This is a genomic window from Bradyrhizobium sp. WBOS07, assembly GCF_024585165.1.
In the GTDB taxonomy this organism is placed as follows: Bacteria; Pseudomonadota; Alphaproteobacteria; order Rhizobiales; family Xanthobacteraceae; genus Bradyrhizobium; species Bradyrhizobium japonicum_B.
This window is the reverse complement of the sequence record NZ_CP029008.1, coordinates 3,630,396-3,655,268: the sequence shown is the minus strand read 5'-3', so window position 1 is coordinate 3,655,268 and position 24,873 is coordinate 3,630,396. Positions and strand designations below refer to the sequence as shown.

At 65.3% G+C, this 24,873-nt stretch carries 20 protein-coding genes and 1 pseudogene; 9 read left to right on the top strand and 12 right to left on the bottom strand.

Going from position 1 to position 24,873, the window contains the following annotated elements; genetic code table 11:
* Positions 1–39: 39 nt before the first annotated feature.
* Positions 40–720, bottom strand: coding sequence for a response regulator transcription factor (locus DCM79_RS17515; RefSeq protein ID WP_257175546.1), 681 nt, complete (start codon positions 718–720; stop codon positions 40–42).
* Between the two features lie 347 nt (positions 721–1,067).
* Here DCM79_RS17515 and DCM79_RS17510 point away from each other — a divergent pair, with 347 nt between their 5' ends.
* Positions 1,068–1,967, top strand: coding sequence for a MipA/OmpV family protein (locus tag DCM79_RS17510; RefSeq protein ID WP_257175545.1), 900 nt, complete (start codon positions 1,068–1,070; stop codon positions 1,965–1,967).
* Between the two features lie 5 nt (positions 1,968–1,972).
* Positions 1,973–2,713 carry a hypothetical protein gene (locus DCM79_RS17505; protein ID WP_257175544.1) on the top strand — a complete coding sequence of 247 codons (741 nt, stop codon included), beginning with the start codon at positions 1,973–1,975 and terminating at the stop codon, positions 2,711–2,713.
* Positions 2,714–2,730: 17 nt separating this feature from the next.
* On the opposite strand, the gene garD is transcribed toward DCM79_RS17505, so the two are convergent.
* The 7 genes and pseudogenes from garD to DCM79_RS17470 all read right to left on the bottom strand — a co-directional run bounded on the left by garD (position 2,731) and on the right by DCM79_RS17470 (position 11,628).
* A complete protein-coding gene (garD, locus tag DCM79_RS17500; RefSeq protein ID WP_257175543.1) occupies positions 2,731–4,272 on the bottom strand; it encodes a galactarate dehydratase in 1,542 nt (513 codons plus the stop codon).
* Positions 4,273–4,388: 116 nt separating this feature from the next.
* On the bottom strand, positions 4,389–5,837 hold the full coding sequence (locus tag DCM79_RS17495; RefSeq protein WP_257175542.1) for an aldehyde dehydrogenase family protein: 1,449 nt from the start codon (positions 5,835–5,837) through the stop codon (positions 4,389–4,391).
* An 18-nt stretch (positions 5,838–5,855) separates the two neighbouring features.
* Positions 5,856–6,053 (bottom strand): annotated as a pseudogene (gene gudD / locus DCM79_RS17490) (glucarate dehydratase); the annotation flags it as partial.
* Between the two features lie 85 nt (positions 6,054–6,138).
* A complete protein-coding gene (gene kdgD, locus DCM79_RS17485) occupies positions 6,139–7,083 on the bottom strand; it encodes a 5-dehydro-4-deoxyglucarate dehydratase (RefSeq protein WP_257175541.1) in 945 nt (314 codons plus the stop codon).
* A gap of 127 nt (positions 7,084–7,210) precedes the next feature.
* Positions 7,211–8,116 (bottom strand): LysR substrate-binding domain-containing protein, encoded by a 906-nt coding sequence (locus DCM79_RS17480; RefSeq protein WP_257175540.1) that lies wholly within the window; start codon positions 8,114–8,116, stop codon positions 7,211–7,213.
* A 389-nt stretch (positions 8,117–8,505) separates the two neighbouring features.
* Positions 8,506–10,458, bottom strand: a complete 1,953-nt coding sequence (locus tag DCM79_RS17475; protein WP_257175539.1) for a hypothetical protein — start codon at positions 10,456–10,458, stop codon at positions 8,506–8,508.
* 87 nt (positions 10,459–10,545) lie between these two features.
* The gene (locus tag DCM79_RS17470; protein ID WP_028137506.1) at positions 10,546–11,628 is read right to left on the bottom strand and encodes a YbhN family protein; all 1,083 of its coding nucleotides are present in this window, start codon (positions 11,626–11,628) and stop codon (positions 10,546–10,548) included.
* Between the two features lie 431 nt (positions 11,629–12,059).
* Between DCM79_RS17470 and DCM79_RS17465 the strand changes: the two genes are divergently transcribed.
* Positions 12,060–12,566, top strand: coding sequence for a ferritin-like domain-containing protein (locus tag DCM79_RS17465; protein WP_257175538.1), 507 nt, complete (start codon positions 12,060–12,062; stop codon positions 12,564–12,566).
* A gap of 71 nt (positions 12,567–12,637) precedes the next feature.
* Here DCM79_RS17465 and DCM79_RS17460 read toward each other — a convergent pair whose 3' ends face one another.
* Positions 12,638–13,072, bottom strand: coding sequence for a hypothetical protein (locus DCM79_RS17460; RefSeq protein WP_028137504.1), 435 nt, complete (start codon positions 13,070–13,072; stop codon positions 12,638–12,640).
* A gap of 79 nt (positions 13,073–13,151) precedes the next feature.
* Between DCM79_RS17460 and DCM79_RS17455 the strand changes: the two genes are divergently transcribed.
* Positions 13,152–13,739 carry a hypothetical protein gene (locus DCM79_RS17455; RefSeq protein ID WP_257175537.1) on the top strand — a complete coding sequence of 196 codons (588 nt, stop codon included), beginning with the start codon at positions 13,152–13,154 and terminating at the stop codon, positions 13,737–13,739.
* An 8-nt stretch (positions 13,740–13,747) separates the two neighbouring features.
* Here DCM79_RS17455 and DCM79_RS17450 read toward each other — a convergent pair whose 3' ends face one another.
* A complete protein-coding gene (locus DCM79_RS17450) occupies positions 13,748–15,091 on the bottom strand; it encodes a PLP-dependent aminotransferase family protein (RefSeq protein WP_257175536.1) in 1,344 nt (447 codons plus the stop codon).
* Positions 15,092–15,279: 188 nt separating this feature from the next.
* Between DCM79_RS17450 and DCM79_RS17445 the strand changes: the two genes are divergently transcribed.
* Together DCM79_RS17445 and DCM79_RS17440 are read left to right on the top strand one after the other, a co-directional pair.
* A complete protein-coding gene (locus DCM79_RS17445; protein ID WP_257175535.1) occupies positions 15,280–15,516 on the top strand; it encodes a DUF1127 domain-containing protein in 237 nt (78 codons plus the stop codon).
* Between the two features lie 1,117 nt (positions 15,517–16,633).
* Complete coding sequence (locus DCM79_RS17440) at positions 16,634–18,817, top strand: DUF262 domain-containing protein (protein ID WP_257175534.1); 2,184 nt, start codon at positions 16,634–16,636, stop codon at positions 18,815–18,817.
* Positions 18,818–19,152: 335 nt separating this feature from the next.
* Here DCM79_RS17440 and DCM79_RS17435 read toward each other — a convergent pair whose 3' ends face one another.
* Together DCM79_RS17435 and DCM79_RS17430 are read right to left on the bottom strand one after the other, a co-directional pair.
* Entirely contained in the window at positions 19,153–19,578 is a 426-nt protein-coding gene (locus DCM79_RS17435) for a universal stress protein (RefSeq protein WP_028137496.1), read from the bottom strand.
* Between the two features lie 37 nt (positions 19,579–19,615).
* Positions 19,616–20,152 (bottom strand): histidine phosphatase family protein, encoded by a 537-nt coding sequence (locus tag DCM79_RS17430; RefSeq protein ID WP_257175533.1) that lies wholly within the window; start codon positions 20,150–20,152, stop codon positions 19,616–19,618.
* Positions 20,153–20,245: 93 nt separating this feature from the next.
* On the opposite strand from DCM79_RS17430, the gene DCM79_RS17425 reads away from it, so the two are divergent.
* From DCM79_RS17425 to DCM79_RS17415, 3 genes are all read left to right on the top strand, one after another.
* Entirely contained in the window at positions 20,246–21,703 is a 1,458-nt protein-coding gene (locus DCM79_RS17425) for an FAD-binding oxidoreductase (RefSeq protein ID WP_257175532.1), read from the top strand.
* 84 nt (positions 21,704–21,787) lie between these two features.
* Positions 21,788–22,300 carry a peptide-methionine (R)-S-oxide reductase MsrB gene (gene msrB / locus DCM79_RS17420; RefSeq protein ID WP_028137493.1) on the top strand — a complete coding sequence of 171 codons (513 nt, stop codon included), beginning with the start codon at positions 21,788–21,790 and terminating at the stop codon, positions 22,298–22,300.
* 289 nt (positions 22,301–22,589) lie between these two features.
* Positions 22,590–24,842, top strand: coding sequence for a flagellar hook-basal body complex protein (locus tag DCM79_RS17415; protein WP_257175531.1), 2,253 nt, complete (start codon positions 22,590–22,592; stop codon positions 24,840–24,842).
* Positions 24,843–24,873 lie beyond the last annotated feature (31 nt).

Genomic DNA, 24,873 nt, shown 5'->3' with positions numbered 1-24,873 from the left:
CGATGCCGAGCGAGAGCGAAAAGGTCCGGGCGATCGACCTCATCGCGGTGTCGCCGGCCGCAGAATGTAGCCGATGCCGCGCATGCTCCGGATCTCGACGTCGCCCCCGAGCTCGGTGAGCTTCTTCCTCAGGCGCGAGACCTGTGCCTCGAGCGTGTTGGACTCGATCTCGTCGTCGAAGCCGTAGATTTCCTCGATCAGGGCGGCGCGGGTGATGACACGGTCGCGCCGCATCAGGAGCGCTCCGAGGATCAGCGCCTCGCGCCGCCGCAGCAGGATCTTGCTGCCCGCGACCACCGCTTCGTTGCTGCCGAGATGCAGCTCGACATTGCCGATCGACAGCACCGACGGCGCAAGCAGCCGGGGCCGGCGCAGCACCGCGCGCACGCGCGCAAGCAGCTCCTGCGGTTCGAACGGCTTGCCGAGATAGTCGTCGGCACCGCCGTTGAGACCGTCGACGACGTCCTCCTTGGCGTCCTTGGAGGTCAGCATGATGATCGCGGGACGTTCCGGCGACCGGCTCAGCGCCGTGACCACCTGGAGCGCGTCCCCGTCGGGCAGCATGCGGTCGACGATCGCGAGATCATACTTGAAGTTGTCCAGCGCCTGACGGGCATCGGCAATCGAGCCGACGATGTCGACGATTCCGTGCAATTGTCCGAGCAGGCGGCTGACATAGGCGCCGATCTGCGGTTCGTCTTCGATCACGAGGGAGCGCACGCGGGTCGTCCTTGAACTCTGCTGGGGCAGCACATCCCCGAGCGTGACGCTCCCCGGCCGAAATCTGGCGCCTCGGCTCGTCGCAGGGTTCCCATTAAGGCAGCCAGCTTGGCGAATAAAAGGCAGGTTCCAAGGAGCCGGCCGATGCCGGCGCTCGAAATTTGGACGCGTGAGGAAGTCCCGGCAATGTTCGTGCAATGTTGGTTCGGTGGCCCGCGATTTGCCTACCGGCGGCGGATCGGCCAGCGGCTCCTGCCTTGCAATCTTGGGGCAATTTTGCCGGGCCACATGCTGAGCTCCGAACCACATCAGTCGACCAGGCCACAAGGCCGGTCCGGGGCCCCGTAATGACTTATCCTGACGAAGCCGCTCTCCGCCTCACGGTGACTGCGCGGCTGACAACCGCCTTGCTTGCCGCGCTCGGCGCAACCCTGACGATCCCTCAATCCGCATCGGCGCAGACCGCGGCAAAGACCGCGTTCACGCTGCCGGCTCCTCCATTCGATCTGCCGATGCTGCCCTCGCCGACTGGAAACTGGACCGTCATGGTCGGCATCGGGGGACAATACATGCCTGACTTCGTCGGATCGAAGAACGGCAAGTTCATGCCGATCCCGATCTTCTCGATTCGCCGCGCCGGATCAATCGATCAGTTTCGCGGGCCGCGCGACAGCGCCAGCATCGCGCTGCTCGACGTCGGCAATTTTCGCGCAGGACCTGCGTTCAAATATGTCGCCGCGCGCAAAGCCGACAAATATGCCGAGCTGACCGGCCTCGGCGACGTCAAGGCTGCCTACGAGCTTGGCGGCTTCGTCGAATATTACCCGGTCGATTGGCTACGCCTGCGCGGCGAATTGCGCCAGGGCATCGGCGGCCACACCGGCACGGTCGCCGACGTCTCCGCCGACGTCATCGTGCCGCTGATTCAAAGGCTGACGATCTCGGCCGGCCCGCGCTTCACCTGGAAGAGCAGCAAGGCGACGGCGCCTTACTTTGGCGTCGATGCGGCGCAGGCCCTCGCATCGGGATTGCCGATGTACGATGCGAAGAGCGGCGCGCACTCGGTCGGCTTCGGCAGCCAGATCTCCTATCGCATCAATCCGCAGTGGGAGGTCCACGCCTATGTCGAATACGAGAAGCTGCTCGGCGATGCCGCGGACAACCCGCTGGTGAAGCTGCGTGGGTCGTCGAACCAGACGACGGTCGGCCTCGGCGCGTCCTATTCGTTCGATTTCAGGATTCGGTAGCCCGCATGCGCCGCATCGCATTTCTATGGATCGGCCTCGCGGCCGCTTGCGTCGCGCTCGGCGCCGCCGCGGCATTCGAGACCCGCGCCAGCCGTATTCAGGCGATCAAGACGGTCGGCATCGTCTCCGCCATCGGCGAGGAGATGAGCCTGACGCAAGCCGGTCTGACCCGGCCGGACGCCACCGCGCAAAGCCTGTCGATCAGCGCCTGGGCGCTGGACGAGTTGATCGTCCAGCAGGCGACCAGGCTGCTGGACGGACGCTTTCGCGTGCAGCCGGTGAGCTACAGGCGCGCCGCTTTCGCCGCGATCAGGGATTCGGCGGTGGCGCCGGTCAATCTCCTGCGCAGCGATCCGTTCAAGGAGCTGGTTCGCAGCGACGTCGCCCCCCAAGGGTTGGACGCCTACATCGTCATCACCCGGGCGCGATCGAAACTTGGAAACGGCCGCAGCGTCGAGGGCGTCGGCCTTGCCCAATACCGGACGCTGCTTGCGGATTACGGCCTGATCCACGCGCTGTACGAAGTCCGCGTCATCGACGGCAAGTCGTTCAACGTGATCGAGAAGCGGGCGGCCGGGCCGCTCGACAATACCGGCACCGTGCAGCTGGCCGGTCCGAGCGGGCCGGTCGACGAGGCGCTGGGCGCTTCTGCGTCGAGCGAACGCTTGCGTGCCGCAGTCGTCGACCTCATTGCGCGCAGCCTGCCCGTCACGTTCAGTGACATGCACTTGATCGGGGGGCCGTGAGGCCGGCTCGTCGGCGCTCAGGTCACCGGCGCCGGATTGAACAGCGTGAGATCGTTGTGGATGCCCCAGCGGTCCGACCATGGCTTGGTGCGGCCGGAGGCGACGTCGAGGATCAGTCGGAACAGGTCCCAGCCGCATTGCTCGATGGTCTTCTCGCCGGTGGCAATGCTGCCGGCGTCGAAATCGATCAGGTCCTTCCAGCGCCGCGCCAGCTCGCTGCGGGTCGCGACCTTGATCACGGGCGCAGCCGCAAGGCCGTAAGGCGTGCCGCGACCTGTGGTGAACACCTGCAAGGTCATGCCGGAGGCGAGCTGCAGCGTGCCGCAGATGAAGTCCGAAGCCGGCGTTGCCGCGAACAGCATGCCCTTCTGTGTCGCCTTCTCGCCAGGCGAGAGCACGCCGGTGATCGCGGATGATCCGGACTTCACGATCGAGCCGAGCGACTTCTCGACGATGTTGGCGAGGCCGCCCTTCTTGTTGCCGGGCGTGGTGTTGGCGCTGCGGTCGGCGCCGCCGCGGGCCAGATAGGAATCGTACCAAGCCATCTCGCGCACCAGCGCGCGGCCGACATCCTCATTGATGGCGCGCCGCGTGAGCAACTGGATGGCGTCGCGCACCTCGGTGACCTCGGAAAACATCACGGTCGCGCCGGAGCGCACCAGCAGGTCCGCGGCGAAGCCGACGGCGGGATTGGCGGTGACGCCGGAGAAGGCGTCGCTGCCGCCGCATTGCAGTCCGATGACGAGATCGGAGGCCGGGCAGGTCTCGCGCTTGCGGGTGTTGAGCACCTTCAGCCGCGCTTCCGCCTGGGTCATGATGGCATCGACGATCGCGCCAAAGCCGTCAAAGGCTTCGTCCTGCATGCGCACGATGGCGTCGCTGACGCCCTCCGGCACCAGCCGCTCGGGCGCAAGCTTCTCGCAGCCGAGGCCGACGACGAGGATCTCGCCGCCGAAATTCGGGTTGAGCGCGAGGTTCTGCAAGGTGCGGATCGGCACCACCGCGTCGGGCGCATTGATGGCGACGCCGCAGCCATAGGCATGGGTGAGCGGCACGACGTCATCGACATTGGGGTATTTCGGCAGCAGCTCGGCGCGGATGCGCTTGACCGCATATTCCATCGTGCCCTTGACGCATTGCACGGAGGAGGAAATGCCGAGGATGTTCCTGGTGCCGACCGAGCCGTCGGGATTGCGATAGCCCTCGAAGGTGAAGCCTTCGAGCGGCGGCAGCGGCGCGGGGACGGCGGTGGAGATCTCGAGCTTGTCGAGGTCTGGGGCCTCCGGCATGCGGATGCGCGCCTCGTCCACCCATTCGCCGGCGAGGATCGGCGACAGCGCGTAGCCGATGATCTCGCCATAGCGGATGATCGGCTGGTCCTGCGCGATGTCGACCAGCGCCGTCTTGTGTCCCTGCGGCACGAAGGCGCGCAGCGTCAGTCCGCTGGCGAAGCGGGAGCCCGCGGGAAGCCCGAAATCATTGACCACGATCGCGACATTGTCGCGCTCGTTGAGCTTGATGTAGCGGGGCTGCTCTTTCGCTGCGACGTCCTGGTCCATGGAGGACTCCGGGATTTGTAGGGTGGGTTAGCGCAGCGTAACCCACCAATGTCTCGGTCCGCAGAAAAAGAAGAGGTGGGTTACGCTGCGCTAACCCACCCTACGTAGTCAGCCGATCAGCCCGGGAACGTATAGGCCGTCTTCACCGTCGTGTAGAACTCGCGCGCGTAGGAGCCCTGTTCGCGGGCGCCGTAGCTCGAGCCTTTCCGGCCGCCGAACGGCACGTGATAGTCGACGCCGGCAGTCGGCAGATTGACCATCACCATGCCGGCATCGCTGTTGCGCTTGTAGTGCGAGGCGTATTTCAGGCTGGTGGTGCAGATGCCGGAGGCGAGGCCGAACTCGGTGTCGTTGGAGATCGCCAGCGCCTCGTCGTAGTTCTTGGCGCGGATGACGGCAGCGACGGGGCCGAAGATTTCCTCGCGCGCGATGCGCATGTTGTTGTTGGCTTCGGTGAACAGCGCCGGCTGCAGGTAATGGCCGGGCGTCTCGCGCTTGAGCAGCTCGCCGCCGAAGGCGAGCTTGGCGCCCTCGTCCTGGCCGATCTTGATGTAGCGCAGGTCCTGGTCGAGCTGGCTCTGGTCGACCACCGGGCCGATATGCACGCCGGCCTTGAGCGCGTCGTCGACGGACAGGCTGTTCAGGCGCTCGGCCATCGCCGCGACGAAGCGGTCGTGGATGCCTTCGGTGACGATCAGGCGGGAGGAGGCGGTGCAGCGCTGGCCGGTCGAGAAATAGGAGCCGTTGACGGCGACCTCGACGGCAGTCTTGAGGTCGGCGTCGTCGAGCACGACCAGCGGATTCTTGCCGCCCATCTCGAGCTGGAATTTCTTCATCGGGGTCGAGAGCACGCAGGCCTGCGCGATCTTGCGTCCCGTCTGCACCGAGCCGGTGAAGGAGATCGCGGCGACGTCCGGATGCTCGAGCAGGGTCTGGCCGACCACCGAGCCGGAGCCGACCACGAGGTTGAAGACGCCGGCCGGAATGCCGGACTTGGCAATAATCTCGGAGAGCGCATGCGCGCAGCCCGGCACCAGCTCAGCCGGCTTGAACACCACGGTATTGCCGTAGCAGAGCGCGGGCGCGATCTTCCAGGCCGGAATCGCGATCGGGAAATTCCAGGGCGTGATCATGCCGACGACGCCGACCGGCTCGCGCGTGAGCTCGACGTCGAGGCCGGGACGCACGGAGGCGCCCTTCTCGCCGATCAGGCGCAGCGCTTCACCGGCGAAGAACGCGAAGATCTGGCCGGCACGGGCGACCTCGCCGATACCTTCCGGCAGGGTCTTGCCTTCCTCGCGCGCGAGCAGGCGGCCGAGCTCTTCCTTGCGGGCGAGGATTTCGAGGGAAATCTTGTTGAGCGCGTCGAAACGCGCCTGCGGGGTCGATTGCGACCAGGCGGGGAAGGCGGCCTTGGCGGCGGCGATCGCCTTCTCGGTCTGCGCCTTGTCGGCCTTGGCGTATTCGCCGACGACGTCGTTGGTGTTGGAAGGGTTGATGTTCCGGGTGACGCCGGAGCCGTCGACCCATTCGCCGCCGATGAAGTTCTTCAGGATCGCAGTCATCGTTTCCTCCAGAGTTTCTTACCGTACAAAGCAGGGACGCTTGTCGTCGAAGGTCCCGCCGGGGATCAGGTCCTGCATGGCAATAGCGTCATCCCGGGTGCCAAGTCCATGCTGCTTGTAGAGCTCATGCGCGGCATCGATGGCGGCCCTGTCGATTTCGATACCCAGGCCCGGGCTATCAGGGACCGCAATCTTGCCGCCCCTGATCTGGAGCGGCGCCTGGAGGGCCCGAGACCGGATCACCTGCATTGATGTGACGGCCGGCGCACTGCGCCACCGCTCGCTCCTTGCTGTAGCCGGCCTATTCTGCCGCCTGTTGTGTCGATCGGATGGCGGGCAGGTTCTTCACCAGCTCGGCCAGCTCCGCGAGCTCCTGCTCGGTGAGATCGGTGAGCGGCGGGCGGACCGGGCCGGAATCGCGGCCGATCACCTTCATGCCGGCCTTGATGATCGAGACCGCATAGCCCTTCCTGCGGTTGCGGATCGCGATCAGCGGCAGGATGAAGTTCTTCAGGCCGGCCTGGATCGTGGCGTGGTCGCGCTTGCGCACGGCCGCGTAGAAATGGGTCGCGAATTCCGGCACGAAGTTGAACACGGCGGAGGAATAGGTCGTCACGCCCATGTCGAGATAGGGCAGCGCGAAGGTCTCGGCGGTCGGCAGGCCGCCGACATAGGTGAGGCGGTCGCCGAGCTTGGTGTAGACGCGGGTCATCAGCTCGATGTCGCCGATGCCGTCCTTGTAGCCGACGAGGTTCGGGCAGCGCTCGGCAAGGCGGGCCAGCGTATCGGGCTGGAGGATCGCGTTGTCGCGGTTGTAGACGATGACGCCGATCTTCACGGCGGCGCACACCGCCTCGACATGGGCGGCCAGGCCGTCCTGTTCGGAGTGAGTGAGATAGGGCGGCAGCAGGAGCAGGCCGTCGGCGCCGGCCTTTTCAGCGCCAGCGGCGATCTCGCGGGCGATCGCGGTGCCGTAGCCGGTGCCGGCAAGCACCGGCACGCGGCCCTTGGTTTCCTCGACGGCGACCTTCACGACTTCAGGAACCTCGGTCGGCGTCAGCGAGAAGAACTCGCCGGTGCCGCCGGCGGCGAACAGGCCTGCGACGTCATAGCCGCACAGCCAGTCCATGTTGGCGCGGTACGTCGGTTCGTCGAAGGAGTAATCCGCCTTGAACGGCGTGACGGGAAAGGACAGGAGGCCGGATCCGATCTTCTGGGCCATCTCCTGCGGGGTCATCTTGCTCACGGGCACTGTTCCCTTGGTGCGTGTTGCGGAGGGAGCCTAATGGCCCGCGCGTCCATGCACCGGGGTTTAAGAGACGGTTCGATACGGGTCCAAGCCAAAGCCTGTATCGACTGATGCGGATCGAGCATCAATCCTCCGGCACCTCCGCGGAGGACAGTTCACCGGCGATCTTGACCAGCGCCGGGAGCAGCGGATTCTCGTCGTCGCGGCGCCAGACCATGAACAGCTCGACCGGAACGCGGCCCTTCAGCTTCAGCGGCCGCAGCCGCACGTCGGAGATCTTCAGGCCCGCAGCCGCGGCCGGCACGATGGCGAGGCCGAGGCCGGCGCGGACCATGGCCAGGATCGAGTGGATTTGGCTGAGATGCTGGACATAGCGCGGCAGCACGTCGGCGCGGGTGAACTGCGCCACCAGCAGATCGTGGAAGTAGCGGCTCTCATAGGGCGAATACATCACGAAGGGCTGATCGTCGAAATCCTTGATGGTGATGCTCTCGGCATTGGCCAGCGGATGCTTCTTCGGGATCGCGGCGAGCAGGGGCTCGGCGACGACGCGGCGGCTGGCGAGCTCGGGCCGCGCGATCGGCGGCCGCAGCAGGCCGGCGTCGATCTGGCCGGAGGTCAGCGCCTCGAACTGATCGCCCGACACCATCTCCTTCAAGGAGAAATCCACCTCGGGCAGCCGGGCGCGGCAGGCGGCGATGAGCTCGGGCAGAAAACCGTACGCCGCGGCCGCGGTGAAGCCGATCTTCAACGAGCCGATCTTGCCGAGCGCGATGCGGCGGGCGACCTGCGAGGCGCTTTCCGCAAGCTTGAGGATGCGCCGCGCCTCGGGCAGGAAGCTGCGCCCGGCAGGGGTGAGGCGGACCGAGCGGCTGGTGCGCTCCAGCAGCGGCGCATCGATGATGTGCTCGAGCACCTGGATCTGCCGGGACAATGGCGGCTGCGTCATGTTCAGCCGCGCGGCGGCGCGGCCGAAATGCAGTTCCTCCGCCACCGTGACGAAACAGCGGAGCTGGTTGAGGTCGAACATCGATACATGCCTTAGATGGATAAGGCGCTTCCCCGGCACTTCTAGCATCGATCACCTCCAATACAAAGACGGCGGCCGTGAAGCCGCCGTTGAGTTGCCTGGTCGAGCTCCCCATGGGAGCCCTCAGGAGGAACGTTCACGACTCGTAGAGGCGCCCGCCGCGCCGTGTCCAAGTTCAAGCGGGTATCGATCGATGCCGTTTTTGGATCGATGGGACGCAGACGAGGGGGAATGATGATGGTGTCGCCGCGGGTGTGGGAAGTGCATGCCACCAACTCGCCATCGCGAGTGCAGCGAAGCGATCCAGGAATGCGTCTGCGCAAATAGTCTGGATTGCTTCGTCGCAACGGCTCCTCGCAATGACGCGAGGAGAGAGTTCGTCTTCGCCTCTACTGCTGCGTGCCTGGCAACAGCTGCGGCAGCAATCCCCGCGTCACGTTCGGCGGCACGGCGTCGAGCCCGAGCACGGCACTCGCGGCCGGCAGGGCGGCGTCCGCCATCGCGGCGTGGCCCTCGGCACTCGGATGCACCGCGCCGCCATAGACGGCGGAGAGCACGCCCCAGGTCGCGTCGTGGATGTCGGTCGGCTGGCTCGCCGCCGGCAGCCCTTGCGGATAGGTCATGGCGGAAAAATAGCTGTCATTGGCGTCGCGGATCCAGCGCGCGCGGGGCCAATAGGCGCGATATTCCGAGGCGCCGCGGCCGCACAGCATCGGCTGGCTCGCTGCGCTCACGATATCGGGATTGAAGCTCTGGCCGTTCTCGGCAAAGCAGGTGCGGTCGAATTCCGGATCGTTGCCGGAATGGGCGCAGAAGCCGTGATCGGCGAACGCGGCCTGGTGCGCATCGACGAAGGTCATGCGCTCGGCTTCGGGATCGCGGCACAGTGCGCCGCGGGTGCAGGTGGCGAGCCCCTTCAGCTGCGGCAGGAATTCGGTGTCGACGAAAGTCGAGACGCGGGCGAGCCGCTGCGGGTCGGCGTTGAAGGACGGATGGATGTCGAAGCCGGCACGGCCGCCGCGGCAGGGCACGCCGCCATCGGCGAGCGCGGGATTGGCGTAGGAGACATAGACCACGCGCGAGAGGTCGCCGCCGACCAGCGGCTTCAGCGCCTCGCGCAGCTTGACGAAGTTTTGGGGCAGCTCGCGCGCCAGCGCATCGCGGGACTCGTCGACGGTCGCCATCACGCCGGAGCGGCGGAACAGCGCCCGCTCGGTCGCGGTGTCGACGATGACGTCGGCGACGAGGCCGGAGAAATAGACGTCGTTGGCGCCGACCGACAGCAGCACGAGATCGAGCGTGCGGTCGGGCTGGCGCTTCTTCGCCGCGGTGAGCGCCTCGCGCAGCTCGGCGACCTGCGCGTTCACACTGGTGTTGCAGACGCCGGTCTTGCCGGGCGGGCATTCGCGGGCGCGCTGCGAGCCGAGCAGGCCGTCGCCGATGCTTGCGCCGGTGCAGGCGAGCGGCAGGTAGGTCACCGCGATGTGGGTGTAGCGCACCGCGAGCGCCAGGGCCGTGCGCGTCTGGTAGCTGTACAGCGAGCGGTGGCACGGTGCGTTGAACCAGAGCGCGCTGTAGCGTTGCCAGTTGGCGAGCGTATCCGGGGCCTCGCAAGCGCGGCCGCCCTTGAAGCCGTGGCGGCTCGGCCGGTAATACTGCCCGCCGGCGGTGCCGAGATAGGAGCGGAAGCAGAAACCTTCGTCGGACAGCGCCAGCGCCCGGTCCGGATTGCCCTCGCCCGAGGCGATGCTGTCCCCGAGGCCGGCGACGAAGATGTCGCGGACCTGGATCTCGGTCTGGACCCGCTGGGTCGGATCGGCGCCGGCGGAGACGTCGACGGTCGCGACCGTCTGCTTGCCGTAGCGGACGCGCAGGTTGATCGGCTCGGCGCAGTCGAAGGTCGATTGCTGCGGGCCGTCGCCGTCGTCGAACGACCAGGCGCAGGTGGCGCCGACCGGCACCGCGCCCACGAGACGCACGGTGACGGGATGGTCGATCGGGGTGAGGTAGTTTTCCTTGGTGTTGTCGCGGGTGCAGGGCTGGTTGACGCGGCCCTGAAGGTCGATGCAGAGGCGGTTGACCATGTTGCGCGCCCAGCCGCGGCCTTCGCTCTGGAGCTCCAGCGATTGTTCTGCGGCGAGGATGCTGCGGTTACGCGCATTCTCGACATGGAGCAGGAAGTCGCGCTCCTCGCGGAACAGTCGGAAGCGGTTGCGCACCTCCCAGCTGATCTGCAGGGGGCCGGCGTCCTGCGCGGCGGCGCGCTCGGCCGGCAAAACGGACAAAAGTCCGGCCAGCAGCAAGGCGCTGGCGCAGAGGGTACGAAGCAATACAGGGATCATGGCCCGCGTCTTCAACGGCAAAGTTGAGGCGGAAATAAGAGAGCATTGCGCTGCCGCCCGCAACCCTCCGGTCCGGGCAGGCTGCTTTCAGCGCTTATTGGCCTGCCGCAGCAACCGCTCGCGCTGCATCGGCGTCACCTCTTTGGGCAGATTGGCCTGCGCACAGGCCTCCGCCAGCCGCCGTCGCTCCTGCCAGGGCTCGACCACGTTCATCCAGAGCTCGCGCGTGCCCATGATGGAGATGGCGAGACCGAACGGGATCACGAAATAGAGGATGCGGAACACCAGCAGCGTCGCCAGCAGCTCCTCGCGGCCGAACTGCGGCAGCGCCACCAGCATGGCGGCATCGAACACGCCGATCGAGCCGGGCGCATGGCTGGCAAAGCCGATCAGGGTGGCCAGGATGAACACCACGGCCAGCGACATGAAGTCGATCGGCGGATTGGCCGGCATCAAGAGGTACATCGCCATGGCGCAGAAGCCGAGATCGACCACGCCGATGAGGATCTGCACCAGCGTCAGCGGCGCCGAGGGCAGCACCACCTTCCAGCCCTTCTGACCGAGCTCGCGCCGCTTCTCGCCCATGACGAGCCAGGCGAGATAAGCCCCGATCGAGGCAAGGCCGCCGAGCGCGATCAGCCGGTTGATCGATGGAGGAAGTTGATCCATCGAGGAGGCCGCGTCCGGATGGACCGCCAGGCCGATCGAGAGCACGAAGATGTTACCGAGCCAGAAGGTCAGGCCCGACAGGAAGCAGATCTTGGCAACGTCGATCGCGTTCAGCCCGTAGTCCGAATAGATCCGGAAGCGGATCGCGCCCCCGGTGAAGACGGTGGCGCCGATGTTGTGGCCGATCGAATAGGACGTGAAGCTGGAGAGCGCCGCGATGCGATAGGGCACGTGCTTCTTGCCGATCGTTCGCAGTGCGAAATAATCGTAGAAGGTCAGCGTGCAGAACGCGAAGAACACGCACACCGCCGCCAGCCCGATGCTGCCGCGGGGGATCTCGGTCAACGCGGTCAGGATGACCCCGGTATCGATGCCCTTGAGGGTCCGCACCAGCGTGGTGATCGCGAAGGCGATGATGAAGATGCTCGCGGCAACTCCAAGCCGTCGCCAGCCGATCCATCTCTTGAAGCCGCGCTTCAGCGCAGGCAGCAGTCCGTGCATTCATCCTCCCGGCGGGGGGCAAGACCGACAGGGCCAGGCATTGGCCAGTTCGGGTGCGATCATCACCAAAGGCAGGCAGCGATCGCTAGGCGTGATCCAGCTCATTTAAGGCAAAAACTGCAGCTTGTGCAGCCCTTGACAACAATAGGTTCTGCGCCGGACCGGCAACTTTGTCATACGCGGTTCACATCGGAAGGCGCGTTAAGCATATGAGTCGTGAAAGCGGGCCGGCGCGTGCGTTCGTATCGGCCTATGATTTCAGATCCCGGCGCCGCCCGCATTGTTCCAACGCAATGCCATGCGGGTGTTTTTTGGAACGTCGATGTCGCGCGTTCGTTGGGTCCGAACAGCAACCGAAACATGGCGCAATGAGCGGCTTTTCGTGCAAGCCGCTGCCTGCGTGTTCCAGCAAACCGAAAAAGGACGAAACGATGGGACTGTTCACAAAAGACATCAAAACCATGAACGACCTGTTCGTGCATCAGCTCCAGGACATCTATTACGCCGAGCAGCAGCTGACCAAGGCGCTGCCGAAGATGGCCAGCAAGGCCACCGATCCGCAGCTGAAACAGGGCTTTTTGACGCACCTCGAAGAGACCAAGCAGCACGTGGCGCGGCTCGAGGAAGTGTTCAAGATGCATGGCGTCCCCGTCAAGGCGGTCGACTGCCCGGCGATCGACGGCATCATCGAGGAAGCCGATGAGACCGCCGGCGAAGTTGCCGACAAGGCCGTGCTCGACGCCGCGCTGATCAACGCAGCCCAGGCCGCCGAACATTACGAGATCGTGCGTTACGGCAGCTTGATCGCCTGGGCCAAGCAGCTCGGCCGCAACGATTGCGCCGCCGTGCTCGCCAAGACGCTCGAGGAGGAAAAGGCGACCGATCATAAGCTGACCACGCTGGCCGAGAGCAAGGTGAATCTGCGCGCGGCGAGCTGAGCCGGGCCCAAATTCGACGAACGCTGCGCGGCCTCCGCGCGGCGTTCTTTCTTTGCGGCCCGTGTCTGCGATCAGCCGCGGCGCAGCGCGAAATGGGCGCCGCAGAACGCCATGACGGCGCCGAGGCAGAGCGCGGCGAGCCCGGCCAGCACGCCGGAGACGGTCGGGATCGGGCTCGGCGCGGAGGCTGCCTGACCCGCCCCCGCGAGCAGGAGCACGCCGACCGCGATCAGAAACTGGCGCATCCGCTGCGGGATCTGGCCGGAGGCCGCGCTTTGCATCAGCGTCGCGGTGAAATAGCCGCCGGAAAAGCCGACCGTGGCGATCAGCCACCACGCGATCGCCGCGCCCGCGGGGATGAACTCGGCCGAGTCGGAGCGCCAGAGCCCGCCGAGGTCGAGCCCGTAGCGCGCGCCCAGCATGTGCACCGCGAGCGCCAGCAGCACGCCGGAGATCATTGCGGCGCCGAGAATCAGACGGCGCGGAAAAAAGGTCGTCTCAACCATGCCCCGCTTGTAGGATGGGCGAGGGCGACCGCGCAAGCGGATCGCGGGCGCGATGGCGCGGACGGGATCGATTGTCGGGATGCAGGGTTCGGAAGCCGAGGCCGCGTCAGTCACGAGCTATGCCTACAAGGCGTCGCTGATCGGCTCGGCGCATCGCTTCGCGCTGACGGAGCAGGGGCTGTCCTGGCACATCGGCAGCCGCTCGGGCCTGTGGCCGTATGACGAGATCAGCGCGATCCGGCTGTCGTTCCGCCCGGTCTCGATGCAGCAGCACCGCTTTCGCGCCGATATCACCCACAGCAGCGGCCGTCGCATCGCGATCCTGTCGACGAGCTGGCAGACCGCCGCGCTGATGGCGCCGCAAGACAACGGCTTTCGCGCCTTCATCGTCGAATTGCATGCACGGATGGCGCAAGCCGGCAGCCACGCGGTACTGACGTCGGGGCTCGGCCGCATGGCCTATGCGATGGTGCTGGCATTCCTGGCGATGCTCACGGTCGCGATGGTGGGCCTGTTGATCCGCGCGCTCGTGATCGGCGAGTTCGCCGGCGCGCTGTTCGTCCTCGGCTTTGCCGCGCTGTTCGCCTGGCAGGTCGGCGGCTTCGTGCGGCGTAACCGGCCGTGCAGCTATGGCTTCGATCAATTGCCCCGGTCCGTGCTGCCATAGACCGATATCTACTCCGTCGAGTCCAAATCCTCTTCCTTGGTGCCGAGCAGCGACGCGATCGTGCGCAGGCCGGCATCGAGCTGCTCGAACGAGGGTGGGGCGAGCGCGAGGCGCACCGCATTCGGGGCGTGGCCGTGGGCGATGGCGAAGGTGGAGGACGGCGTCAGGGCGATGCCGCGGCGCGCCGCGGCCGCGACGAAGGTCTGCGAGCGCCAGTGCGGCGGCAGCGTCAGCCACAGATGATAGGAGCGAGGGTCGGCGGCGAGCTGGTAGCCGGCGAGCAACCGTGCCGCGGTCTGCTGACGGCGCGAGGCATCGATGCGTTTCAGCCGCGTGAGCTCGGCGACGGTGCCGTCGGCCATCAGCCGCTGCCCGGCCGCAAGCGCATGGCCGGAGGCGATCCAGCCGCCGGTGCGGACGGCGCTCATCACGCTCTCGCGCAAGCGCGGCGGCGCCACGAGGATGCCGAGGGCGAGGCCGGGCGCGACCTTCTTGGACAGGCTGTCGATCACGATGCAGCGGTCCGGCCCGAGCGCGGCCAGCGGCGTGTCGTCGGCGAGGAAGCCGTAGACCGCGTCCTCGATGATGGTGAGGTCGAGCTTTTCGGCGACACGCATGATGTCGGCGCGTCGCGTCGCGTTCATGGTGACGCCGAGCGGGTTCTGGATGATGGGCTGCAGATACAGTGCGGACAGATGCGCCTCGCGATGCGCCTTCTGGATCGCATCGGGCCGTGCGCCGAGCTCGTCCATCGGGATCGGGACCAGCGTGATGCCGAGCCGAGCGGCGATGCTCTTGACGTAAGGGTAGGTCAGCGCCTCGACGCCGCAGCGGCCGCCGGTGGGGACCAGCGCGGCGAGCGCGGCCGCGAGCGATTGCTTGCCGTTGGCGGTGAAGACGATCTGCTCGGCCTGCGGCGCGAAATCCTTGCGCGCGAGATAGGCGGCGGCGGCATTGCGCGCGCTCCTGGTACCGGTGCTGGTCGAGACGCGCAGCGCCGATTCGAGCGCATCGACGCGCTCGAGCCCGGCGAGGCTCTTGGCGATCATCGCCCATTGCTGCGGCAGCAGCGGGTAATTGACCTCGAAATTGATCCGCGCCTCGGCCGGCTCGCTCGGCATCTCGACCTTGCGCCTGATATCGCCGGAGATGAAGGTGCCGCGGCCGACCTCGCCGACCACGAGGCCGCGGCGAAGCAACTCCGTATAAACCCGGCTCGCGGTCGAGACCGCGATGCCGCGGTCATAGGCAAAATTGCGCTGCGGCGGCAGCCGGTCGCCGGGCCTTAACGTGCCGTTAGCGATATCTACGGCAATGGCATCGGCAAGCTTCACGTACTCGAACTTGGACATTATTGCACCGAGAGCAATGTTTTCCTTGCTCCGAGCAGTGTACTGAAGCATTTAAGTTCCATCAAGGTCCGCGATTGAGCCGAGGAGAGCGAGAGCAATCCGACGGCAAATGAGGTGCAGGCGCTCACAAGCGTCCGCGCCAACGGCATTGGCTTCGCTGCGCGGAACGACAGGCCGGAGAAAGAAGAATGACCACGATCTCGCAAACTGCCGGGCGGAGCTTCCGCCCATCCTCCTCGAGCGGATTTTTTGCAACGCTCGCCCACGCCGCCTATGCGCTGTTCGACCGCCTGGAGCGCCGCTCCGCCGTCAAGACGCTGAACGAGCTCGACGACCGCGCCCTGCGCGACATCGGGATCACGCGCAGCCAGATCGAGGACGCGGTGTACGGGCAGTTCAGGACCGAGCTGACGCGGTATCTGTGAGACACGTTCGACGCTCGAGCCGTGCGTGTCCCGGACGCGCTGCAGCGTGAAACGCTGCTGCGCAGAGCCGGGACCCAGCAGGCCGCAGCGCTCGCCGATGCATGGGCCCCGGCTCTGCAGCGCATCACTTCGTGCTGCGCTGCGTCCGGGGCACGAGAGCGTCGGTGAATGATTGACATGGGGTCGCATCCTCGCGGCTTGTTCGCCCGAGTCTTGCCTGATCGCTTTGCCCTCTGAATTGAAAGAGGGCGCAGGGAAGGCCGGGAGCCGGTGGCTCCCATGGACCGCCATGCCAAGGGCAGACTGCGTGTGCTGCTGCATAGCGGAGAACAGGGCAACCGGGACATCCCGGCCTTCCCTGCGCAGTGGTTTGAACGGCTTATATCGTGCTCTCCCCGGGGAGCGTTGCACTATTGCCCCCGTCGCCTTGCGGATGATCGATGCGGCCGCCCGGTCGGGCCGCCACATCACCGCAAGCCTTGGCGCACAGACCCCGGGCGCCAGGACCACACGATTTTGCCGTACGCCGATCGCACCGGTCGTGTGCGCGACGACCTTGCTCACGGTTGCCCGCCCTGCAAAACCCTTCGCGCCGATGCCATCGGCGTCCACCGCCGCCCGGCCCGCGTTCGTGACGATCGCGATACGCCCCTCTTCCTTGGGCCGGGTTGCGCGACACATACGTCATTTCCGAAATTCGGTAAAGTGGAATATTTTCGGCGACGCGGATTGACCGATGGATTGGGTGTTTTGCCCGTCGGGCAGCACAAGGGCTTGTTGCCCGGATGAGCGCAGCGATATCCGGGATTCGCGGCGCGAGTGGTCCCGAGGCTGCCATGCATCCGCGGGTCACGATCGTGCGCAAGCACGCAGCCGATGCGGTGAGGTATGCGGCGAATTTGGGCGCCCGTTGCTCGGCGCCAAATCGCAGCTGGAATCAATACCACGCAGTTGCCGAACAAGTTCGATGGTTTGCTGCGCTGATCAATCTGCCTTGGCCTCATCAAAAGCGCAGTTGATAAATGTCGTTGTGACCAGCAGTTGCCAAGAAACTCCATTATCCCCTAAGTTTACAACCCTTCCGTTCTGAGAAAACCGCAGGCTGGGGAACTAGGGCATGGAGACGCAAGTTCGGACACCGCAGATGGTGTTTATGCAGCCTCAACGGCTAGTCGTTCCCCTGTTTCAGAGGCCTTATGTTTGGAATCAGGAAACTCAATGGGAGCCACTTTGGGAGGATGTGCAGCGTGTTGCGGAGCGCGTGCTTGCCTATCCGACGGATAGGCATCAGCCTCATTTTCTTGGTGCTGTCGTGCTGCAACAAATGCCAAACCAATCAGGTTTGATGCAGCAGCGCACAATCATTGACGGGCAACAAAGATTGACGACGCTCCAGCTATTGCTTGATGCGCTTAGTGCTGAATTGACCGCAGCCCAAGCGTTGTCTTCTGCAGCACGTATCGAGCCGCTTGTGACCAATGCCGAGCCATTCTGCGCTAAGCCAGAGGACCGCTTCAAGGTTTGGCCGACGAATCGGGACAGGCCAGCTTTCAACGAAGTGATGGGCGCATCGCCTCCTGTCGATCATCAGCAACTCAAATTCCGTAACGAACGAATGACACAGGCTCACCATTTCTTTTGTGAACAATCGCGCGCTTGGCTCAATGAAAAGGGTCCCGAGATGGTGCAAGCGCGGGCGGCTGCAATGGAACGATCAGTGCGCGAACTGATACAACTGGTTGTGATCGATCTCGCGGCTGACGAGAATGCTCAAGAGATTTTCGAGACTTTGAACGCGCGTGGAGCGCAGCTTACGGCCGCCGACTTGATTAAGAACCTCATCTTTCAGCGTCTTCTCGAAAACGGAGCGGATGTTGAGGACGCCTATCAGAAGTACTGGGCGGAATTCGAGACCGGTTTTTGGGAAGTTGAAGTAAGTGTTGGCCGGTTTCGCTATCCGCGATCATCTGTTTTTCTCAACCATTGGCTCGTAGCTCAGACGGGCGAAGAAGTAGTTGCGAGAGAGGTATTTGACCGCTTCAAACGCTTCGTGGATCATGATGCCGGTCTGCCTATGCAGGACCTGCTTAAGCAAATCCACGCCGCCGCTGGCGTTTACCGAAATTTCATCGAGGCTGCTTCGAGAGAAGGGGGCTCAATAGATAAACTTGGCTTGTTTGGATATCGAACGAGCGTCCTTGAGAGCGAGGTAATCAAGCCTCTGATACTCGCCCTCCTTGATCCGCAACGTCCTGCTGTTCCGGCGATCCAGCTAAACAAGGCGTTGGATGCGATCGAAAGCTGGATGGTTCGCAGAGCGCTCGTGCGCGCCACAGCCAAGGGTTATAATCAGCTAATTGCCGAGCTCGTCGGGCAGCTTCGCGGCTGGGATAGAGCGACCGTAGGCGATAGTATCCAATCCTTTCTCGCAGGACAAACCGCAGAAAGCCGGTATTGGCCGGACGATGCTGAGCTGGAGCAGGAAATTGCTGATCTCCAGGCTTACCGCCGATTGCGGCGGGGGCGCCTTCGGATGGTTCTTGAAGCGATTGAGGATCATTTGCGCGGTTGGCGAGATGGTAAGCAAGGCCTGGGAGGAGAGCGCGTTGCTCGCGGCAAGCTGGCAATCGAGCATGTGATGCCGAGAAAATGGCAGCAGCATTGGCCGATACATGGCTCCGACGAGCAGGAGCGCGATAGACTTATACATACGCTGGGCAATCTTACCCTCCTGACCGGAAAGTTGAATTCAACAGTATCCAACGGTCCTTGGCGCGGAACGAACAGCAAGCGGGCAGGTCTCGAGGCGCATGACGTGCTGCTCCTAAATCGGACCTTGTTGAAGGAAGCAGAAGCGGAGTGGAACGACACTTCAATCAGTCGGCGTTCGCAAGAACTCGCATCAATTCTAGCGGAGATATGGACGGTACCTCCCAATCACCGCTCCGGTTTTGCCGTAACGCGGCGACGACCGGGACGAAAGGTGGAACTCGCAGACCTCATCAACGCGGGTCTTCTGCAGCCGGGAATGTCATTAGTCCCAAAGCGCAAGAAATTCAGCCATCGCGTAGCTACGCTGTTAGCGGACGGGCGTGTAGAGGTGGATGGTGAGGCCTTTGCGAACGCTGGGGAAGCCGCAACCGCAATCTATGGTAAGAAGACCGGAGGGTGGTGGTTCTTCCTCACCGATCCTGCGTCAGGTCGCACACTGCGAGCAGTTCGTCGCGACTACATCGAAGCTATGGCTGTTGATTCTGACGATGACGAACAGGGCGACGAGGATGATGACGACGAAACATAGATGGCGCGGCGGTCCCGCCTCTGGTCGCAGCTCTGTCACCGCCCAATTCCATTGAAGATAGGTCGGGGTAACCGCTATCGGGCCAAATGCCACACCTGGATGAGCGCGTCGATATCGGGATTCGTACCGAGAGCGGCTCCCGGGTCTCGCTGCGCTCCCCCCGGGCTACGAGGCAACGAGGGTCGCGTGTCCTGGACGCGCTGCAACGCCCTTGCGTTGCTGCGCAGGGCCGGGACCCCATCAGGAAGCGCAGTGCGTGTCGATGCATGGGCCCCCGGCTCTGCAGCGCACCGCTGAAGAAGCGCTGCGCTGCGTCCGGGGCACGAACCAGCCCCCTAGTGCCGCACCACCAGCACCGAGCATTTGGCGTAGCGCACGACGTGGCCGGCGTTGGAGCCGAGGAAATAGGTGCGCATCGCCGGCCGGTGCGAGGTCATCACGATCAAATCGGCCTTCATCTGCGCGGCTTCCTCCAGGATCTCGTGGTAGATGCCGCCCTGGCGCACCACGCTGGAGATCCGGCCCGGCTCGATGCCGGATTCGCGCGCGACGATGGCGAGCGCCTCTTCCGAGGTCTGGCGCTGCTGCTCGTCGAAATCTGCCGGCACGTATTCGGCCAGCATCACCGGCGTCATCGGCAGCACGTTGAGCAGCCGCACCGTGCCGCTCCAGGTCTGCGACAGCGTTGCCGCGGTCGCGATCGCCGGCTTGGCCAGATCGGTGTCGGCGAGGTCGATGGGCACGAGGATGGACTTGAACATCTGCGCCTCCTGATTTGCGGTCAGCGGTACGTCGCGATCATCCCGATCGAAGCAGCTTGGGGCTGGTGAACAGCACCAGCTTGCCGCGGCGGTAGGCCACGTCGGCCCAATCCTTCACGTCAAAGTCGAAGATCGCAAGTCCCGAAGTGGGCAGATTGTCGGCGAGCGCGTTGGCGCCATCCGAATCGCCGCCGCCCATCAGCATGAGCGCGGCCTCGTGCATGCCGGGATTGTGGGCGACCAGCAGCAATTGCTTCGGGTCGGCCGGGGCCGTCGCCGTGCGAATGGAGTCAAGGATCTGCGCGGGATCGGCGCCATAGAGTTCCGGCAGGATCTCGACCTGCGGCGCCGGGACGCGGTCCTTCATCGCCTCCCAGGCGATGTCCCAGGTCTGCCGGGCCCGGACGGCGTGCGACACCAGCACGGTATCGGGGAAGGGCGGATGGTCGGCGAGCCAGTCGCCGATCTGCGCCGCGTCCCTGCGGCCGCGCTCGTCGAGCCGGCGGTCCTGGTCACGGCCGCTCGGCGCGTCGGTCTCGGTCTTGGCGTGACGCAGCAACATCAAACGGCGCATGGCATTCTCGAATCGCTCCCCGTCCAGAATAATCTACAGGCGCGGGTTGAGGACAAGGTGACAGGCGCCCGCACAGTCCTCTAAACAAACGACATGAGCGAGACTTACACAAGCGTGTCCCAGGACGAAGCCGGCTTTCGCGACCGCACGCGGCTGTCGTTCGACCTCGACGCCGACATCTGCGTCATCGGTGCGGGGCTGGCCGGGCTCACTATCGCGCTGGAGGCGGCCCGGCTCGGGGCCAGTGTCGCGGTGCTCGAGGGCCGGCACATCGGCTGGAACGCGTCCGGCAACCAGCTCGGCACGGTGATGCCGGGCTTTGCGCTGCCGCTCACCGACCTGATCGAGCGCATCGGCTTCGAGGACGCGCGCGAATTGTGGACGCTGTCGAAGGAGGGCGCCGAGTTCGTCCGGGCCAACGCCACGGAGGAGAACATGCCGGGGATAGCCAGAAGCGAGGGCGTGCTGGAGGTCTCGAACGTCGATGTCGGCGACCGGCTGATCAGCCGGTTGCAGATGCTGAACGAGGATTTCGACACCGAGGTCGAGGGGTGGCAGGTCGATCGCGTTCGCGAGGCGCTGAAGACGGATCGCTATTTCCACGGCGTGTATTATCCCAGGGCGTTCCAGGTCGACGGCCGCAAATATGTGCACGGCCTCGCGGCGCTGGCGCGGCGGGCAGGCGCCCGCATCTTCGAGGACACGCCGGTCGTCAGCATCGATCATTCCGGCATCCGCAAGCGCATCGTCACGCCCTCGGCGCGGCTGCGCGCCACCCACATCGTGCTTGCGGGCAACATCCATCTCGGTGCGCCCCTGAAGCGCCTGTCGGAGACGCTGCTGCCGGTCTGGCGCTATGCCGGAATCACCGCGCCGCTCGGCGAGCGCGTGCACGAGATCGTCGCCTTCAAGGGGTCGGTGATGGACAGCGACGGTGTCGATCATTTCCGCATCGTCGACGGCGACCGGCTGATGTGGGAGAGCCCGGAGACCACCTGGGCCGCGCGTCCGCAGCGCTTTGCGGGCGCCGTCAGACGGCGGATCCGCACGATCTTTCCTGCGCTCGGCGATGTCGAGGTCACTGACATGTTCGGCGGCGCCATCGGCCAGACCGTGCACGGCATGCCGCAGATCGGCCAGTTGCGCAAAGGCCTGTGGGTGGCGAGCGGCTTCGGCCGCCAGGGCATGAACACCTCGGCCATGGCCGGGCAGATGATCGCGCGCAGCATTCTGGCGGGCGACGAACGCTGGAAGCTGTTCTCGCCGTTCGAGCTGGTCTGGGCGGGCGGCGCCACCGGGCGGGTCGCAGGCCAGCTGGTCGGGATCTGGGGCAGGGCGAGCTCCGCCGTGGCGGGCTCTCTGGCCCGTTACCGCGAGCGCGCGCGGGTCAAGGACAGGGAGCGCGAGGCACGTCTCGCCCAGGCCAACCGGGCCACCGGCACCGGGCCGCGCCGCCCGCCCCCCGGCGTTCGGCCGCGACCGTCACCGCCGCCGCGACCGGCGGCCGAAGCCGTGGAACCGGCCTCGCATGACGACGTGGCCTCCCGATAAGTTGAGTGAAATTCCGCCCGGACGTGTAACTTCGGCCGTTCAAGTCCGTATCTCAGGGCGTGGAGCTCCCGCACGGAGAATGAGATGTTTGACCGCCGCATCCTGTTGACGACTGCCGCCGGACTGTTTGGCCTCGGCGCCCTTCGCTGGCTGAGGGGAACGCCTGCCGAGGCCGGCGAGAAGACCGCCAAGAAATTCGAGATCATGAAGACGGAGGCTGAATGGCGCGCCCAGCTTACGCCGCAGCAATATGAGATCCTGCGCAACCACGGCACCGAGCGGCCGGGTTCCAGCCCGCTGCTGAAGGAGAAGCGCAAGGGCATCTTTGCTTGCGCCGGCTGCGACCTGCCGCTGTTTGCGTCGGAGACCAAGTTCGAGAGCGGCACCGGCTGGCCGAGCTTCTATGCGCCGATCGAGGGCAATGTCGGCAAGACCGAAGACCGCGCCTACGGCATGGTTCGCACCGAGGTGCATTGCCGGCGCTGCGGCGGCCATCTCGGCCACGTCTTCGACGACGGTCCGAAGCCGACCGGGTTGCGCTATTGCATCGACGGTTTCGGGCTGGTGTTCCATCCCGCGGCGGCGTCGGCGACGTAGGCATGAGGCCGTCATTCCGGAGCGATGCGTCAGCATCGAATCCGGAATCTCGAGATCCGCGGTGCGCAATTGCGCACCGGAGTCCGGTCCTGCGGACCGCCCCGGAATGACCGAACGCCCCGGCAATTGTTGCCGGTCCCGGCAATTGTGCCCCGGTCGTCTGGCCGGGGCCTTTTCATTAAGTCGTTGATTTCACAAGAATACCCGCATTGGCATAGGCCTTGCGACGGTCTCCCCCGACTGCGGCCATGGTCGACCGGCCGCCGAGATCGGATTTGGAGACAAAGTTATGGGTATCTTCGATGCAATGAACACCTCGGTGGGTGGCCTGCAGGCGCAGTCCTTCGCGCTGCAGAACATTTCCGGCAACATCGCGAACTCGTCCACCACCGGTTACAAGGGCATCGGCACCAGCTTCGTCGACCTCATTCCCGACTCGTCGGTCCCGAGCAAGCAGGTCGCAGGCGGCGTGCAAGCCAATGCGAAGGCCACCATCACCACGCAGGGCACGATCTCGTCCTCCACCGTCGCCACCAACATGGCGATCACCGGCGACGGCTTCTTCTCGATCCAGAAGGCGAGCGGCGTCGTCGACAACGTGCCGGTGTTCACCGGCGTCACCTATTACACGAGGCGCGGCGACTTCCAGCTCAATGCCAACGGCAATCTGGTCAATGGCGCCGGCTATTACCTGATGGGCGTCACGGTCGACCCGAAGACCGGCAACCCGACCGGCAGCGTGGCGAACGTGCTGCAATTCCAGAACAACTTCATTCCGGCGCAGGCGACCACCTCGATCCAATACGCGGCGAACCTGCCGACCCAGCCGAACACGGTGGCGAAAACCACGGCCTCGACTGGCACATTGCTCGCGGCCGGCGGCCTGAACCCGTCCGATTTCGCCGCCAACCCGCTGCCGGTCGGCACGCCGCCGGCGCCCTATGCCAACGCAACGGTTTCGGGCGCGGCCGCAACCGGCAACATCCGCTCGGCCTATTCGTCGACGACGGCCACGGGCACCGTTGCGCTTCAGAACAATTCCTCGGCGGTCGCTTCGACAACGACCTCGCTCGACAATACCGCCGGCACGCATTTGGCCTCCAGCATTCTGACCGCGTTGAGCGGCCAGACGCTGACCATCAACGGCAACACCATCACGTTCAACGGCGGCACCACGGTCTCGACCGTCGGCAGCAACACCACGATCGGCCTCGGTGCGGGCACCACGGCGACGGTGGCCGACATTCTGAACGCGATCCAGACGGCCGGCGGCGCCGGCGTCACCGCCTCGCTCTCGGTCAGCGGCAATATCCAGATCGCGACCGGCACCGGCACGGACGTTGCGATCGGCAGCGGCACGGCCGCCACCGCCCTCGGCATCAGCAGCGTGACCCGCGGCGGCAACGTGCTGTCCTCGCCCGCGATCTCCGGCGCGACCGTGCTGAGCGGCTCCGCGACCGCCGGCGGCGCCCAGGTGCTGACATCCGGCTTCTCCGCAGGCGACACCATCACCGTCAACGGCCAGACGCTGACCTTCATGGCCTCGGGTGCTGCGGGGCCGAACCAGATCAACGTTGGCGACAACGTCACGACCCTGCTCGGCAAGATCGATGCGCTCTCCGGCGCCTCGGGGTCGTCGGTCAGCAGCGGCGGTGTGATCACGCTCAACACCGGCACCGTCTCGAACCTGACGGTCTCCAGCTCCAACAGCGCCGCCTTCTCGGCGCTCGGCTTCACCTCGACGATCACCCGGAATCGTGAGGGTGGCGGCACGGCCGGCACCGGCGGCGTGATCGGCAACGACATCGCCACCTTCACCAAGGAATCGATCAGCGGCGGCGCGGTGACTGCCTACAACGCCGCCGGCACCCCGGTGAACCTGCAACTGCGCTGGGCCAAGACCGACAGCGCCTCGCTCGGCGCGGGCCATTCGGACAGCTGGAACCTGTTCTACCAGACCGACCCGAACGCGACCGGAACGGCGGTCGGCTGGGTCAACACCGGCCAGACCTTCACCTTTGCCGCCGACGGCTCGCTGACCTCGCCGAGCGGCTCGGGCATCACCATCAACAACGTCACCGTCAGCGGCCAGTCGCTCGGCTCGGTCGCCTTCAACATCTCCTCGGGCGGGCTGACGCAATATGCCAGCACCAGCGGCGCGGTGACCATCAACACCATCACGCAGAACGGCTATGCCGCCGGCCAGCTCCGCTCGGTCGCCGTCAACAACAACGGTGTCGTGGTCGGCACCTTCTCGAACGGCCAGAACCTCAATCTAGCCCAGGTGCAGCTCTCGCACTTCAACGGCACCAATTACCTGAAGGCGATGGACGGCGGCGCCTATGCCGCGACCGAGCAGTCGGGCGACGCCATCGACGGCGCCTCGGGCACCATCAGCGGCTCGTCGCTGGAAGGATCCAACACCGACATCGCCGACGAATTCACCAAGCTGATCGTGACGCAGCAGGCCTATTCGGCCAACACCAAGGTGATCACGACCGCGAATTCGATGGTGCAGGATCTCCTGAACGTGTTGCGCTGATCGGCGCGTGAGGCAACCAAAGGCGGGCCAG

What these genes read in the sequence shown, in the direction of transcription:
- DCM79_RS17465 (WP_257175538.1), top strand. Translation starts at nt 12,060, where the DNA reads ATGGGACTGTTCACAAAAGACATCAAAACCATGAACGACCTGTTCGTG.
- DCM79_RS17495 (WP_257175542.1), bottom strand. Translation starts at nt 5,837, where the DNA reads ATGACTGCGATCCTGAAGAACTTCATCGGCGGCGAATGGGTCGACGGC.
- msrB (WP_028137493.1), top strand. Translation starts at nt 21,788, where the DNA reads ATGTTTGACCGCCGCATCCTGTTGACGACTGCCGCCGGACTGTTTGGC.
- DCM79_RS17445 (WP_257175535.1), top strand. Translation starts at nt 15,280, where the DNA reads ATGACCACGATCTCGCAAACTGCCGGGCGGAGCTTCCGCCCATCCTCC.
- DCM79_RS17505 (WP_257175544.1), top strand. Translation starts at nt 1,973, where the DNA reads ATGCGCCGCATCGCATTTCTATGGATCGGCCTCGCGGCCGCTTGCGTC.
- DCM79_RS17450 (WP_257175536.1), bottom strand. Translation starts at nt 15,091, where the DNA reads ATGTCCAAGTTCGAGTACGTGAAGCTTGCCGATGCCATTGCCGTAGAT.
- DCM79_RS17455 (WP_257175537.1), top strand. Translation starts at nt 13,152, where the DNA reads ATGCAGGGTTCGGAAGCCGAGGCCGCGTCAGTCACGAGCTATGCCTAC.
- DCM79_RS17430 (WP_257175533.1), bottom strand. Translation starts at nt 20,152, where the DNA reads ATGCGCCGTTTGATGTTGCTGCGTCACGCCAAGACCGAGACCGACGCG.
- garD (WP_257175543.1), bottom strand. Translation starts at nt 4,272, where the DNA reads ATGGACCAGGACGTCGCAGCGAAAGAGCAGCCCCGCTACATCAAGCTC.
- DCM79_RS17480 (WP_257175540.1), bottom strand. Translation starts at nt 8,116, where the DNA reads ATGTTCGACCTCAACCAGCTCCGCTGTTTCGTCACGGTGGCGGAGGAA.
- DCM79_RS17475 (WP_257175539.1), bottom strand. Translation starts at nt 10,458, where the DNA reads ATGATCCCTGTATTGCTTCGTACCCTCTGCGCCAGCGCCTTGCTGCTG.
- DCM79_RS17435 (WP_028137496.1), bottom strand. Translation starts at nt 19,578, where the DNA reads ATGTTCAAGTCCATCCTCGTGCCCATCGACCTCGCCGACACCGATCTG.
- DCM79_RS17440 (WP_257175534.1), top strand. Translation starts at nt 16,634, where the DNA reads ATGGAGACGCAAGTTCGGACACCGCAGATGGTGTTTATGCAGCCTCAA.
- DCM79_RS17510 (WP_257175545.1), top strand. Translation starts at nt 1,068, where the DNA reads ATGACTTATCCTGACGAAGCCGCTCTCCGCCTCACGGTGACTGCGCGG.
- DCM79_RS17425 (WP_257175532.1), top strand. Translation starts at nt 20,246, where the DNA reads ATGAGCGAGACTTACACAAGCGTGTCCCAGGACGAAGCCGGCTTTCGC.
- DCM79_RS17415 (WP_257175531.1), top strand. Translation starts at nt 22,590, where the DNA reads ATGGGTATCTTCGATGCAATGAACACCTCGGTGGGTGGCCTGCAGGCG.
- DCM79_RS17460 (WP_028137504.1), bottom strand. Translation starts at nt 13,072, where the DNA reads ATGGTTGAGACGACCTTTTTTCCGCGCCGTCTGATTCTCGGCGCCGCA.
- DCM79_RS17470 (WP_028137506.1), bottom strand. Translation starts at nt 11,628, where the DNA reads ATGCACGGACTGCTGCCTGCGCTGAAGCGCGGCTTCAAGAGATGGATC.